General features: G+C 40.0%; 14 protein-coding genes. 9 read left to right on the top strand and 5 right to left on the bottom strand.

The genetic code is table 11. From position 1 onward, the window contains the following. The first annotated feature begins 19 nt into the window (after positions 1-19). The gene (locus H6F39_RS09070; RefSeq protein ID WP_190396583.1) at positions 20-2,296 is read left to right on the top strand and encodes a DUF1796 family putative cysteine peptidase; all 2,277 of its coding nucleotides are present in this window, start codon (positions 20-22) and stop codon (positions 2,294-2,296) included. Between the two features lie 154 nt (positions 2,297-2,450). Continuing rightward, entirely contained in the window at positions 2,451-2,900 is a 450-nt protein-coding gene (locus tag H6F39_RS09075) for a DUF29 domain-containing protein (RefSeq protein ID WP_190396584.1), read from the top strand. A gap of 186 nt (positions 2,901-3,086) precedes the next feature. On the opposite strand, the gene H6F39_RS09080 is transcribed toward H6F39_RS09075, so the two are convergent. Then, complete coding sequence (locus H6F39_RS09080; protein ID WP_137907914.1) at positions 3,087-4,577, bottom strand: acyl-CoA synthetase; 1,491 nt, start codon at positions 4,575-4,577, stop codon at positions 3,087-3,089. A 266-nt stretch (positions 4,578-4,843) separates the two neighbouring features. On the opposite strand from H6F39_RS09080, the gene H6F39_RS09085 reads away from it, so the two are divergent. Both H6F39_RS09085 and H6F39_RS09090 read left to right on the top strand, forming a co-directional pair. Continuing rightward, the gene (locus H6F39_RS09085) at positions 4,844-5,083 is read left to right on the top strand and encodes a hypothetical protein (protein ID WP_190396585.1); all 240 of its coding nucleotides are present in this window, start codon (positions 4,844-4,846) and stop codon (positions 5,081-5,083) included. Between the two features lie 194 nt (positions 5,084-5,277). Then, entirely contained in the window at positions 5,278-5,910 is a 633-nt protein-coding gene (locus tag H6F39_RS09090; protein ID WP_137907913.1) for an alpha-ketoglutarate-dependent dioxygenase AlkB, read from the top strand. A 184-nt stretch (positions 5,911-6,094) separates the two neighbouring features. Here the strand turns inward: H6F39_RS09090 and H6F39_RS09095 are convergent, their stop codons facing one another. The 4 genes from H6F39_RS09095 to H6F39_RS09110 form a co-directional block, all read right to left on the bottom strand. Further along, a complete protein-coding gene (locus H6F39_RS09095) occupies positions 6,095-7,498 on the bottom strand; it encodes an NAD(P)(+) transhydrogenase (Re/Si-specific) subunit beta (RefSeq protein ID WP_190371836.1) in 1,404 nt (467 codons plus the stop codon). Beyond that, positions 7,495-7,788: an NAD(P) transhydrogenase subunit alpha gene (locus tag H6F39_RS09100; protein ID WP_104388799.1), complete on the bottom strand. Its 294-nt coding sequence runs from the start codon at positions 7,786-7,788 to the stop codon at positions 7,495-7,497. Before H6F39_RS09100 ends, H6F39_RS09095 begins: the two co-directional genes overlap by 4 nt. Positions 7,789-7,937: 149 nt before the next feature. Continuing rightward, the gene (locus H6F39_RS09105) at positions 7,938-8,330 is read right to left on the bottom strand and encodes a DUF4440 domain-containing protein (protein ID WP_190371837.1); all 393 of its coding nucleotides are present in this window, start codon (positions 8,328-8,330) and stop codon (positions 7,938-7,940) included. Between the two features lie 239 nt (positions 8,331-8,569). Beyond that, positions 8,570-9,724 carry a Re/Si-specific NAD(P)(+) transhydrogenase subunit alpha gene (locus H6F39_RS09110; RefSeq protein ID WP_190396586.1) on the bottom strand — a complete coding sequence of 385 codons (1,155 nt, stop codon included), beginning with the start codon at positions 9,722-9,724 and terminating at the stop codon, positions 8,570-8,572. A 437-nt stretch (positions 9,725-10,161) separates the two neighbouring features. Here H6F39_RS09110 and H6F39_RS09115 point away from each other — a divergent pair, with 437 nt between their 5' ends. The 5 genes from H6F39_RS09115 (at position 10,162) to H6F39_RS09135 (ending at position 12,101) form a co-directional block, all read left to right on the top strand. Further along, positions 10,162-10,674 carry a DUF2808 domain-containing protein gene (locus H6F39_RS09115; protein ID WP_137907909.1) on the top strand — a complete coding sequence of 171 codons (513 nt, stop codon included), beginning with the start codon at positions 10,162-10,164 and terminating at the stop codon, positions 10,672-10,674. Beyond that, complete coding sequence (locus H6F39_RS09120; protein WP_190396587.1) at positions 10,646-11,059, top strand: hypothetical protein; 414 nt, start codon at positions 10,646-10,648, stop codon at positions 11,057-11,059. Before H6F39_RS09115 ends, H6F39_RS09120 begins: the two co-directional genes overlap by 29 nt. 137 nt (positions 11,060-11,196) lie before the next feature. Continuing rightward, positions 11,197-11,331 (top strand): 50S ribosomal protein L34, encoded by a 135-nt coding sequence (gene rpmH, locus H6F39_RS09125; protein ID WP_015209090.1) that lies wholly within the window; start codon positions 11,197-11,199, stop codon positions 11,329-11,331. A 25-nt stretch (positions 11,332-11,356) separates the two neighbouring features. Beyond that, the gene (gene rnpA / locus H6F39_RS09130; RefSeq protein ID WP_137907908.1) at positions 11,357-11,728 is read left to right on the top strand and encodes a ribonuclease P protein component; all 372 of its coding nucleotides are present in this window, start codon (positions 11,357-11,359) and stop codon (positions 11,726-11,728) included. Next, complete coding sequence (locus H6F39_RS09135) at positions 11,715-12,101, top strand: PH domain-containing protein (RefSeq protein ID WP_028084490.1); 387 nt, start codon at positions 11,715-11,717, stop codon at positions 12,099-12,101. The genes rnpA and H6F39_RS09135 overlap by 14 nt, the downstream gene beginning before the upstream one ends. Positions 12,102-12,248 lie beyond the last annotated feature (147 nt).

Genomic DNA, 12,248 nt, shown 5'->3' on the forward strand with positions numbered 1-12,248 from the left:
CCTAAATCAGCAAAAACCCATGTATCAATTCCAGGTTACTGCATATACACAAGCTGGTGAATCCATTGGTATCGTCGGTTCTACTCCCGAATTGGGATTGTGGGACATTACCAAATGTGTTCATCTGCGTACCAGTGGCGATCGCTATCCTTTATGGTGGACAGATCAAGAAATTGATTTTCAGCCGTCTTTGGCCTTGAATAATTACCAAAGAGTCGAATATAAGTATGTACGCATTGATGCTAAAGGACATGGACAATGGGAAGCTATGGGTACAAACCGCTGGCTACCAATTAACCCTGAAGAAGAGTCCGGTACTATTGTTGTGGATGATGGTGCTTATGGTTATTTACAACCTTATGCCTTTGGCTATTTCAATAATTCTACTGATAATAAAGCCCTAAAAAAAGAGTCGGGCGGTCTGGACAGTTTGAAAATTGTGGTGATTGGCAGTTCTGTGGCTTTGGGACATAAAGCTTGGTTATTCAAAGGCTGGGCTTGGCTGTTGGCACAGGATTTACAGCAAAAATATGGGCATCAAGTCATAAATTTATCAGAGTCAGGCGCAAATGTCAGTAGAACCATCGCCAGATTTGCCTCAGTAGTCACCCCGGAAAAACCAGATGTAGTAATTATTGCCTTATCTTTGGGTAACGAAGGGTTAGCCTATTGTTCTCCTCACGAAAGAAGGGCAGTACAGCGACGGTTTGAAAGTGGTTTGCAGCAGTTGGTAAAAATGACCCGGACACTGGGCGCACGTCCAATTTTAGGGGGAGTCTATCCCCATGGTGATTTTTCCCCGGAACATGATTGGCTGTTGAAGGATACACACAACCGAATGTTAAATTGGGATGTACCGATTTTGGATTGGTTAGCAGCAGTAGATAACGGTCATGGACGTTGGCAAGAGGGGACATCTTTTGACCCGTCTCATCCTAATACCATCGGTCATCGGCTGATGTATGAGGCAATAGACCTGCGCCTGTTCCAAATTGACAAAGACGAATTAACAAAAGAAAAACAACGCTTTTGGCAACCGAACGAAGTCCCTATCTACCTTGACAGTGCAGGTTTCTATGTTTGTGCCTCTCTCGAAGAGAAGAGTCTGCGGATTAGAAATCCATCAAAATATAATTATACTATCGCTCCTTATTGGCAAGAATTACAAACTGGTCTGCAAAATCAGGCGGGATTAATCCCAGGTATCTACATTGCTAAGTTGTTATCCCTAAATGCTGAGAAAGGAATACTGCCTTTCTTTGCTGTGCAAGAGAATGGAACTATTTCCACAACTGTTAATATTCCCCCTGGTGCTGACTTGGAATATCACGCCGCTTTCCATCTCTTTGCTCCGAATAACTCCCAAGTTTTGTTTTATGATGGGCATCTGGGAATTTTACAACAAGATGAATATCACATCTGGATTATCAACGAATCGGATAATGAATACAATATCCAGCCGATGTGGCCGGAGATACGCAAGGCATTAAAAGCTATGCCGTCAGGTGTATACGAAGATCCTTTTTATCCCGATGCACCTTTTCGGACAATGATGATTGGTCAGGATGGCTTGGAAAGTCGGGTAAAAGCACCACCCAAATCAGCGGTATTTTTGCAATATAAATGCAAATTAGCAGAAATTAGTCGGGTGGCGATTCTGCCTTTGGGCGATCGCTGTGCGGTGCGAATGTTATTGTATAAGATGGAATACGACGGTCCGGCTTTTCCTTTTGATTTGACTCGCACTACCAAAATTGCAGATATTGCAGATATCATCGAAAATGGTTTTTATGATATGTGGAATCCTCATTTGCTACATTACAATTCCGAGGAACGCAGAATTTACCACAGTAAGTGGGGGGGATTATCTTTTGCCCATGAAGTCGAAGATACGGAAGACCCTGTTAACGATATGTCTCCTATCCATGAACGGATGCGGGTTCGTTATACGGCACGTTCTGAAAGATTTTGGTACGCACTCCAGCACTGTGACGAGGTGCTTTTTGTCCGTACGGGTATTGCTGACCGAGGTGGAGTAATTGATTTACTTAATAAACTGAAAAAACAATGTCAAAGTAAGCCGTTTCAATTGTTGATTCTTTCTCCGCAATCTTCTGATGAGTTCTCAAATTTGCCTCATGTATTGCATTACAATTTTGAGTTTAATCCTGATCGGATGTATGATGATTTGGGGCATTGGATGTACTGTACAGATGTGATGAAAGGGATTTTAGAATCTTTGGGTGTGTCCAGTAAAAACCTGTTTTGGTGTCCACCAAATCCGCCGAAGAACTAACTAAATATTTGATAAATATTTGATAAATATTTGGCGTTGTATTTTGAAATTTGAGGTGGTGAGTTTTCCCATTCCATATTTGAATGCAGCAACGCCAAATCTATGTTATAATGGCGATTGTATGTGTAACTTGTAAATAACAAAAGGTGAAGTTATGACAGTTATTACTAATTTGCAGCAACTCTATGAAACTGATGATCATTTATGGTTATTAGAAACTATCCAATTATTAAAACAAGGTCGTTTTGATGAGTTAGATTTAGAAAATTTAATTGAGGAGTTAGAATCATTGGCAAAAAGAGATAAGCATCAAGTTAAAATTTTACTAGAACAAATAATTAGACATCTTTTATTGTTGCAGTTTTGGACACAAGAATATGACAGAAATAAAAATCATTGGCGCTCGGAAATTAGAAGTTTTCGAGTTCAGTTGAAAGATAGATTAACATCTAATTTATATAATTATTTGAGTTCTATTTTTATAACCATTTATGAGGATGCTTTAGGTTATGTTCAAGAAAAAACAGGTTTTACTGTAAATTTTCCCAGAGAATGTCCTTATTCTTTTGATGAAGTTCTGGATATTCATTATTTACCTAAGTAGGTTGGCGTTAAAAATTGTCGTTATGACAAGGGAACTCTTAACAGGGAAGAGGTTTTGGGCAACTTTACTTTTCGTTACTTTTGACATCTTTAAACCCATGGTTCATTGTAACACTTTTTGCGGGGATAGCGAAGCACTGCTACAAGCCGATAGCTGACCTTGTAGGGTGCGTTAATTATCGGCTCGTTATTTTACGTTAAATAGTTCAACCACCTGCGGCTTAGTTACTTTCCCCATGGCATTACGTGGTAATTCCTCAACTATGATCATTCGAGTTGGGATTTTATAAACTGCCAATTGCTCCTTTGCCCAAATCCTCAAAGATTCTAATGTTAACTGACGTTGTGGTAATAATACTAAAGCCGCACAAACTCGCTGCCCCCATTCTAAATCAACCACCCCAACCACTGCACATTCTTGAATATCTGGATGATTTCTTAACACTTCTTCAATTTCTAACGCGGAAACTTTATACCCCCCTGTTTTGATGATATCTACGCTCATTCGCCCTAAAATGCGGTAGTTGCCATTCTCAACTATTGCGGTATCTCCAGTACAAAACCAGCCGTCTCTAAATGCCTTTTCCGTTGCTTGGGGGTTTTGCCAATATTCTAAAAACACTCCAGGGCTTTTGACTTGGATTTCCCCTGGTGTTCCTGATGACACTAATTCTCCACTCTCATCTACTAATCTCACCTCCACTTGCGGTAAAGGTTGACCAACGTATCCTGGGTATCTTTGATCATGTAAAGAATTGGATAGTGCCATACCAATTTCCGTCATTCCATAGCGTTCTAGGAGGAAATGACCGCTAATGCTTTGCCATTTTTCTAACACCTGCACTGGTAAAGCCGCTGAACCAGAAACCATCAAACGCATTTTTTTACACCCTGCTCCCATGCTTGTTTGACGTTCTTGAGTAGCATTTTCCCAAGCAGTAATCAATTTTACATAAATTGTCGGTACTGCCATAAATAGGGTTAAGTCCCCGTCACAAATACGATCCCAAACGATTTGGGCATCAAATTTACTGAATATGTGACACTCAGCCCCAGCCCATAAAGCACAGGTGAGGACGTTGATAATACCGTGAATATGATGTAAAGGCAGTATATTTAAAATGCGGTCATTCGATGTCCATTCCCAAGCAGTAATTAGACTGGTAACTTGAGATTGAATATGCTCATGGGTTGTCACTACACCTTTTGGTTTACCCGTTGTCCCACTGGTATAGAGAATTAATGCCCGTCTTTTAATATCTACATTTGGTAAGGTGGTAACATGATTTGGCAGTGTTTGTGAGGTGAGAATCAAGGGTAAATTTTTCTCAGTAGCGATCGCTCGTAGCGTATCCTCAAATTGGGGATGAGCAACAATAATTGATACTCCTGAATTTGTAATCACATACTCCAATTCTGGACGAGGGTGAGAAACACAAAGCGGTACAGCTATTCCTCCAGCCCGCCAAATTCCCCACTGAGTGGCCACATACTCAAACCCTGGGGGGATGAGAAAAGCAACTCTCTGTTCTTGTAAGTCTTCTATCTCCTTCAGCAGACCTGTGGCAATTAGACTAGAAATATCCAGTAAATTACGATAGCTAAATGCTTCTTTATCTGTAACAATTGCTATCTGATTGTTATGTCGTTCAGCACGAGTAATCAAAGGTAGATTCACTTTTATTTACCAATTTTTTACAATTTTCAAATTAGACAGAACTTTCCTGTCAAACAGGAATTCACAAAAGTAATTTCTTACTTAAATTCAAGTATGTTAAAGATTTTAACGTTTTATTGATCACAAAATATTATCAATATTATCAAATAATACAGCCTATTTTAGGTTTATGATGTACACTCCCAAGTGAGGGGCGCGGGATGGGGTATTTTTGTTCCTTACGAAGTTGAAATCTGCTGTAATAAATCGCCAAAGGCTTTAACAATTTGCTAAGATCAAACCCTACTAACATAGAAATAGTATTTAATAGCACTACACTTAATCCAACTTGGACAATAAAACTAGGCAAATTATTCCATCTCACTCCCCAAACCCCCCAAACAGCGATTCCTAGGGAGCGCAACGCTTACGCACCTCCTCAACTTCCCAACATCTTTTTTAACGAACCACGAAGACACAAAGAACACGAAGGAAGAACAGAAGAAAGAGCGATTGCGGGTATTTGACTGTACGCTTCATCTAAAACAGACTTAATAATTTGAAAACAGTTCATAATAATATTCTCACTGTATCTACAGTGAGGATATTATACAATAGAGTTTCAGGAAATTCAATATATAGCAACATTATGAATAATTGACTATGATATCATTGATCATAGATTGACTAAAAAGTTGTAGATAGGAGTTGAAATTATTTCATGTTTAATCAACTTTCGATATGGGATCATGGAAATGAGAAAAGTAAGCATCAGTGCGAAAAGCTACTCATGCCTGATGCTGAAGTAATATTTTATCAAAGTTTCTTTGATATTAACGAAAGTAATCAATTATTTTTTGAATTACATGAAACTACTTCTTGGAGTCAAGAATCAACAATACTTTTCGGTAAGCAAGTAAACTTACCAAGGCTTACAGCTTGGTATGGAGATATAGGTAAATCTTATTGTTACTCAAAAATCACAATGCAACCTCTTTTATGGAATCCTACATTAATTAACATTAAATCTAAAATTGAATCTTTATCTGAAATTAAATTCAATAGTGTGTTAATAAATCTATATCGTAATGGCAAAGATAGCGTAGCTTGGCATAGTGATGATGAACCAGAACTTGGAAAAAATCCTGTAATTGCTTCTGTAAGTTTTGGTGCTAATCGTCGTTTTACGTTTAGACATAAAATACAAAAAGAATTAAAATACGAACTTGAGCTAACTCATGGAAGTTTATTAATAATGAAAGGAACTACACAGCATTTTTGGCAACATCAAATACCTAAAGTAAACAAACTTACACAGCCAAGAATAAATCTTACTTTTAGACAAATTATCTAATTGTTATTTATGTTTGATTAGTATTAATCTCAATTGAGAGTAAATATACCAATAAATTAATACATCAAGAATTAGACAAAGAATTACACAGTAGAAATAACTCAACTCTTTTAATTATCTCGTTTCTCTGCGCCTCTGCGTGAGAAAAAAGGGTATAGTAACAAACTACACCCCTACAATTAACTTAAAGTTGCTTCACCTCACTAACCAACTTAGCCACCATATCCTTAGCGCTACCAAACAACATAGTCGTCTTATCCTTATAAAACAACTCATTATCCACACCAGCAAAACCCGCACTCATACCGCGCTTAATCACAATAGTTTGCTTTGCGCGATCAACCTCCAAAATCGGCATCCCATAAATAGGACTATTCTTATCACTACGCGCCGCTGGATTGACCACATCATTAGCACCAATTACTAACGCTACATCAGCCTGTTCAAACTGGGGATTAATATCCTCCATATCATACAACTGCGTATAAGCCACATTAGCTTCCGCCAATAATACATTCATGTGTCCCGGCATTCTCCCCGCCACCGGATGTATCGCATATTTCACATCCACACCCATGCGCTCTAATTGGTCAGCCAACTCCCGGACGCTATGCTGTGCTTGAGCAACCGCCATACCGTATCCTGGGACAATCACCACAGAACGCGCATAACCCAACATCATCGCCCCTTCTTCAGGATCAATACTGCGGACAGTTTGATTACTAGCACCAGCAGCCGCACCACCAGTAGCAGTAGAGACAGAACCAAAAGCACTAAATAAGACACTGAACAAAGAACGGTTCATGGCCTTACACATAATTTCGGTAAGGATTAAACCAGAAGCTCCTACCAAAGCACCAGCGATGATTAACATATTGTTCATCACCACAAAACCCGCAGCAGCAGCCGCTACACCTGATAAAGAGTTTAACAGCGAAATGACAACGGGCATATCACCGCCACCAATAGGCAGTACAAACATCACACCCAAGACCAAGGAAACAGCCACCACCCCTAAAAATACGGGGAGGCTATCGGGTGTTATGATTAAATAGGCACTTCCCGCCAGATAAGAACCTAAAAGCAACAGGTTAAAAGGTTGCTGTAACGGGAAAGTAATCGGTGTACCGCTAATTAAACCTTGCAATTTCGCAAAAGCGAGAAAACTACCTGTTAATGTCACACCACCGATTAACACATCTAACAACATAGAAATGTTGACATCGAGGGGGATAGGCTGTGAACTATCTAATAACCGCCAAAATTCAGCAACGGCAATTAATGCCGAAGATGCTCCACCTAAACCATTTAGTAAACCCACCATTTGCGGCATTTCCGTCATTTGCACCTTGTAAGCAATAACAGCGCCAATTACCGAACCAATAGCCAAGCCTACCAAAATCATCTCGTAATTTAATACGTGCTGATCTAGTAAAGTGGCGATTATTGCCAATAACATCCCCACCGCAGCGACAAGATTACCGTTTCTAGCAGTTGCAGGAGAACCCAGCTTTTTTAAACCCAGGATAAATAATGATGCAGCGACTAAATAAGTTAGCTGAATACCAGTTGGTATAAAACCGTTCATGCTTTAACTTCCTTCTTTTTAAACATTTGCAACATTCTGTCAGTCACCAAAAAACCGCCGACAACGTTCACCATTGCCAAAATTACGGCAATTAAACCGAGAATTACCGATAAATTGGTGTTTCTCTCCCCCGCAGCCAAAATTGCACCAATTACCGAAATACCAGAAATGGCATTTGAACCGGACATTAAAGGAGTGTGCAGTGTGGGAGGAACTTTGTTAATTACTTCAAAGCCTATAAAAGAGGCTAAAACAAGAACAAATAAAGCCGCTAGTAAAGTTTCTGTCATGTGATTTTTGGAGTTAAGAGGTTTCGCGCAATCTCTCTTAGAGATCCCGCAGGGTAGACGCAAAGGAGCAAAGACGCAAAGAGAAGATTTATAAAACCGCATTTCTCTGCGAACTCTGCGCCTCTGCGGTTAGTTATTCCGTGAATTTTTTAGAAGGGTTTATTGTTCCAAATTTGACGGTCAATTTTCCAAATTCCTGCCTCTTTTTTCATCAACCATAAAGCTCGAAATTTTATCTGTTTGACAGGACTACCATCATGAGGATAAATAGTTGCGATAGAGACACCAACGACATAACCAAAATCACCCATTACTTGAATTTCATCCGCAGTAAAAACCGGATCAATATCTTTGGTATTAATGGTTTGGGCAAATCCTTCTACAATATCTTCAATACCATAGCGATCATCTACATCTGGTGACATCCAAAGTGCTTCTTCGGTATACATCTCACCATAACCAATAAGATTTCTACTTCTCACATTATCGGCATAGGTTTCTTCAAATACTTTTCTAATTTCTTCTTGATCGTCAAAATACATATCTAAACTCCTGAGAATTGTTGTTGAGTTGTGTATAAATGGTTTTAGTGGTTATAAAACCTTAGAGAACTTTACCAAAAAATTATCCAGTAGTAAATGTGAAAATTTCCACAAACCATTTTCAACATCATTCCCGCAAAAGCGGCGATCCAAATTGTCTTATGGAACATAAATAATTTCTGGATTTCCCTGTTCAGGGGAATGACATTAAAATAGGATTAATCATTCTATGGAGTTATTTAAACCACTACCGCTTGCAAAGCATCCTTTACTCGTTGGTTTCTAATTTCTCCACCATGAGTAACACAAGCTGCGTCAACGATATCGTCACCAAAGTTGATTTCTAAGGCTTTGTCTTTAATTAACAATTGCATTAATGAGGTAACGTTCTTTGCGTACAGTTGACTGGCGTGTACTGGCATTGATGAAGGTAAATTAATTGGTCCGATAATTGTTACCCCGTTCCAAATTATATCTTTACCCGCTTCTGTACAGGCACAGTTACCACCCTGTTCTGCGGCTAAGTCTACTATGACTGAACCGGGTTTCATTTGCGCTACCATTTCTTCTGTTACCAGTCTGGGGGCTTGTCTTCCTGGTACTTGGGCGGTGGTAATGACAATATCGGCGTTTTTGACGTGGCTGGCTACTAGTTCTTGGGTGCGCTTTTTGCTGTCCTCTGAAATTTCTTTGGCGTAACCACCTGCTGCAACGGTTTCCTCTTCTAGTTTGACTTCGACGAATTTCGCCCCTAAGCTTTGTACTTCTTCTTTGACTGCTGGACGAATATCAAAGGCTTCTACTACCGCTCCTAGTCTTCTGGCCGTCGCTATGGCTTGCAGTCCTGCCACTCCTGCCCCCATAATAAATACTTTGGCGGGGGCTATTGTCCCCGCAGCGGTGGTTAACATGGGGAAATATTTCGGTAATGCCGCCGCTGCAATCAGTACCGCTTTATACCCTGCTAGGGAAGCTTGGGAAGATAGGGCATCCATGCTTTGCGCTCTGGTGCTACGAGGGATCAATTCCATGCTCAAAGCGGTAATTTGCCGATTTGCTAATTGTTGCGCTATGACCGGATTTCCCAGGGGATTGAGGAAGCTAATTAATACGGATTCTGGTTTGAGTAACTCAATTTCTGTCCGACCATCTTCTCTGGTTTGCGGTGGGCTAACTTTGAGTAATATGTCCGCTTCACTCCATAATTGGGCAGAATCGCTGATAATTTTAGCCCCTGCTGTTTCATAGTCGGCATCACTGAAAAATGCTTTCTCTCCCGCTCCCGCTTCTACAAAAACCTCTAACCCTTGTTTGACTAATTTGGCTACGGTTTCGGGAATTAATGCTACACGACGTTCACAAATTTCTATTTCTTTGGCAACTGCTATTTTCATGAAATCTCCTGGATATAAATACTTAACATCATCGTTAACTATTATTACTTTCTATCTCAATTTAGTATCATCAAGCTGGTGGGGATGATCAACTATGAGTTACCCTTGTCTGTAGATAGAATTTTCAACTTCTGCGATCTTCTTTCTCTAGTCACAACCTCAATTTGATAGGATACAGATATCAGCCTTGCAAAATAGCTATAAGTAAAATTAGATATTGCACATCCTATACCGATCCCCATATTTTGGATATTATTCTTTAGATTATTTTATATTCTCAAACCCTCGCTCTTAATTTTTTCTTAACTATTTACCTGTTATTGACTTTTACCAGTGGCACTTTTGCTTCTCAATTCCGTCTATTTTCTAGCATCTAGTAGTAAAGTTTAATTACAAATACTAACGGTTACACACACTTCCCTAAGGAAATCTGATTTATGAAGCGTCTACTTTCTGCTTTGGCTATTACTAGCTGTTTATTTACAGGTTTACCAGTTCTAACTTGGGCCCAAAGCTTACCTGGGTTGACACTTTTTAGCGGCGTTGAAAACAAAAATCAATTACCCTACCGCTTAGATTTTGGTGGACAAACTAATAACACAGATCGTTATATACTCAGATTACCTGCTAAAAAAATGAAGTTAGCAGTGGCTCAGTTCGCCATTAGCTATCCTGATTATTATCAAGGAACTTTTGATACCAAAAATATTGAAGTCAGAGTTAAGGACAAAAGTGTTCCTCTGTCTGAAGTAAAATGGGACGAGAAAGGTGGGGTGATTCAAATATTTCCTAAAGACCCAGTTCCAGCCGGTCAAAAAGTAGAGTTAGTATTATCCAATGTTCAAAATCCCTCTTTTGGCGGGGTTTACTATTTCAACTGTCGAGTTCTTTCTCCGGGTGATGTGCCATTGTTGCGTTATATTGGCACATGGATTATCAGTATTAATTAACAAGGGAACAGGGAACAGGTTACAGGTTACAGGTTACAGGTTACAGGTTACAGGTTACAGGTTACAGGGAACAGGTTACAGGTTACAGGTTACAGGTTACAGGTTACAGGGAACAGGTTACAGGTTACAGGTTACAGGGAACAGGGAACAGGTTACAGGGAACAGGTTACAGGGAACAGGGAACAGGGAACAGGTTACAGGGAACAGGTTACAGGGAACAGGTTACAGGGAACAGGTTACAGGGAACAGGTTACAGGGAACAGGTTACAGGGAACAGGTTACAGGGAACAGGTTACAGGGAACAGGTTACAGGGAACAGGTTACAGGGAACAGGTTACAGGGAACAGGTTACAGGGAACAGGGAACAGGGAACGGGAAAGATTAATCAACCTTTGCCTTTTCCCACTGACAACTAACAACTGATAACCGACAACTCCATCCAGAAATATATTTTTATTGCCTGTAAAGTGGTAAAATACCAGATTGTGACTTTTTATGAAAATCCGGTAAAAGGAGAAAGATATGCAAAGGACATTGGGAGGCACTTGCCGCAAGAGAAAAAGAACCTCTGGGTTTAGGGCAAGAATGCGGACACCAGACGGCAGAAATGTGATTAGTGCCAGAAGAAGAAAAGGAAGGCACCGGTTGAGCGTGTAAGGTAAATTCAGCAATAATAACCGCTGTGGCTTTACCTAAAGCATATCGTCTCAAATCCCGTCAGGATTTTCAGGCGGTTTTCCGGGAAGGAATTCGGCGACATAGTTCTCATTTTACACTGAGGGCTCTAAAACCTTCTTGGGATACTGCCCCTCCTGCCACGAAAATTGGTATTGCCATTAGTACAAAAGTTAGTAAACGCGCCGTTGTTCGCAACAAAATCAAAAGACAAATTACAGCAGCATTATATGAATTGTTGCCGAAATTAGTCCCAGGATGGCGGTTAGTATTAATTGTCAAACCAATAACAGCAGAATCTGAGCACCAAACCCATAAATTTCTGCGAGAATTAGAAGAGTTATTGGCACAAACTGAGGTACTAAATGGGCATTCGTGAAGAAGTTTATTATGAAGGTGGTCCCCACATTGGGGATTTGATTCTTAACCTACTCATTGGGCTGACAGTGGTGGGTATTCCTTTGGCTGTGGGGGCAATAGTCAGGGCTATATGGTTACGGTTTCGCATTACAGACCGTAGGATTTGTGTAACTGGTGGTTGGATGGGACGCGATCGCTCTGATGTTATTTACTCAGAAATTGTTAAAGTTGTCAAAGTTCCCCGTGCTATCGGCCTATGGGGAGATATGGCAATTACCCTCAAGAATGGTACTCTAATCGAAATGCGGGCTATTCCTAACTTCCGGGAAGTATATGACTACGTTAACGAAAAAGTTGCAGCTAAAAATCCCCAATATAGCAGCGGTAAATAAGTCATTCGTGCTAAGTTTCACCTCTTTGTATACTTAGCACGACTTCTACAAAATGATTTTATAATGTACGGCTATCCCTAGCTTTTCCAGAGCGGAATAGTCGCAGCAATGCTTAACAAAAACCTCTACAATATAGAGCAAAAGCTT

Origin of the sequence: Dolichospermum sp. FACHB-1250, assembly GCF_014696335.1 — a bacterium.
Lineage (GTDB): Bacteria > Cyanobacteriota > Cyanobacteriia > Cyanobacteriales > Nostocaceae > Dolichospermum > Dolichospermum planctonicum.

What these genes read in the sequence shown, in the direction of transcription:
- H6F39_RS09070 (WP_190396583.1), top strand. Translation starts at nt 20, where the DNA reads ATGTATCAATTCCAGGTTACTGCATATACACAAGCTGGTGAATCCATT.
- H6F39_RS09115 (WP_137907909.1), top strand. Translation starts at nt 10,162, where the DNA reads ATGAAGCGTCTACTTTCTGCTTTGGCTATTACTAGCTGTTTATTTACA.
- H6F39_RS09105 (WP_190371837.1), bottom strand. Translation starts at nt 8,330, where the DNA reads ATGTATTTTGACGATCAAGAAGAAATTAGAAAAGTATTTGAAGAAACC.
- H6F39_RS09090 (WP_137907913.1), top strand. Translation starts at nt 5,278, where the DNA reads ATGTTTAATCAACTTTCGATATGGGATCATGGAAATGAGAAAAGTAAG.
- H6F39_RS09135 (WP_028084490.1), top strand. Translation starts at nt 11,715, where the DNA reads ATGGGCATTCGTGAAGAAGTTTATTATGAAGGTGGTCCCCACATTGGG.
- H6F39_RS09075 (WP_190396584.1), top strand. Translation starts at nt 2,451, where the DNA reads ATGACAGTTATTACTAATTTGCAGCAACTCTATGAAACTGATGATCAT.
- rpmH (WP_015209090.1), top strand. Translation starts at nt 11,197, where the DNA reads ATGCAAAGGACATTGGGAGGCACTTGCCGCAAGAGAAAAAGAACCTCT.
- H6F39_RS09110 (WP_190396586.1), bottom strand. Translation starts at nt 9,724, where the DNA reads ATGAAAATAGCAGTTGCCAAAGAAATAGAAATTTGTGAACGTCGTGTA.
- H6F39_RS09095 (WP_190371836.1), bottom strand. Translation starts at nt 7,498, where the DNA reads ATGAACGGTTTTATACCAACTGGTATTCAGCTAACTTATTTAGTCGCT.
- H6F39_RS09100 (WP_104388799.1), bottom strand. Translation starts at nt 7,788, where the DNA reads ATGACAGAAACTTTACTAGCGGCTTTATTTGTTCTTGTTTTAGCCTCT.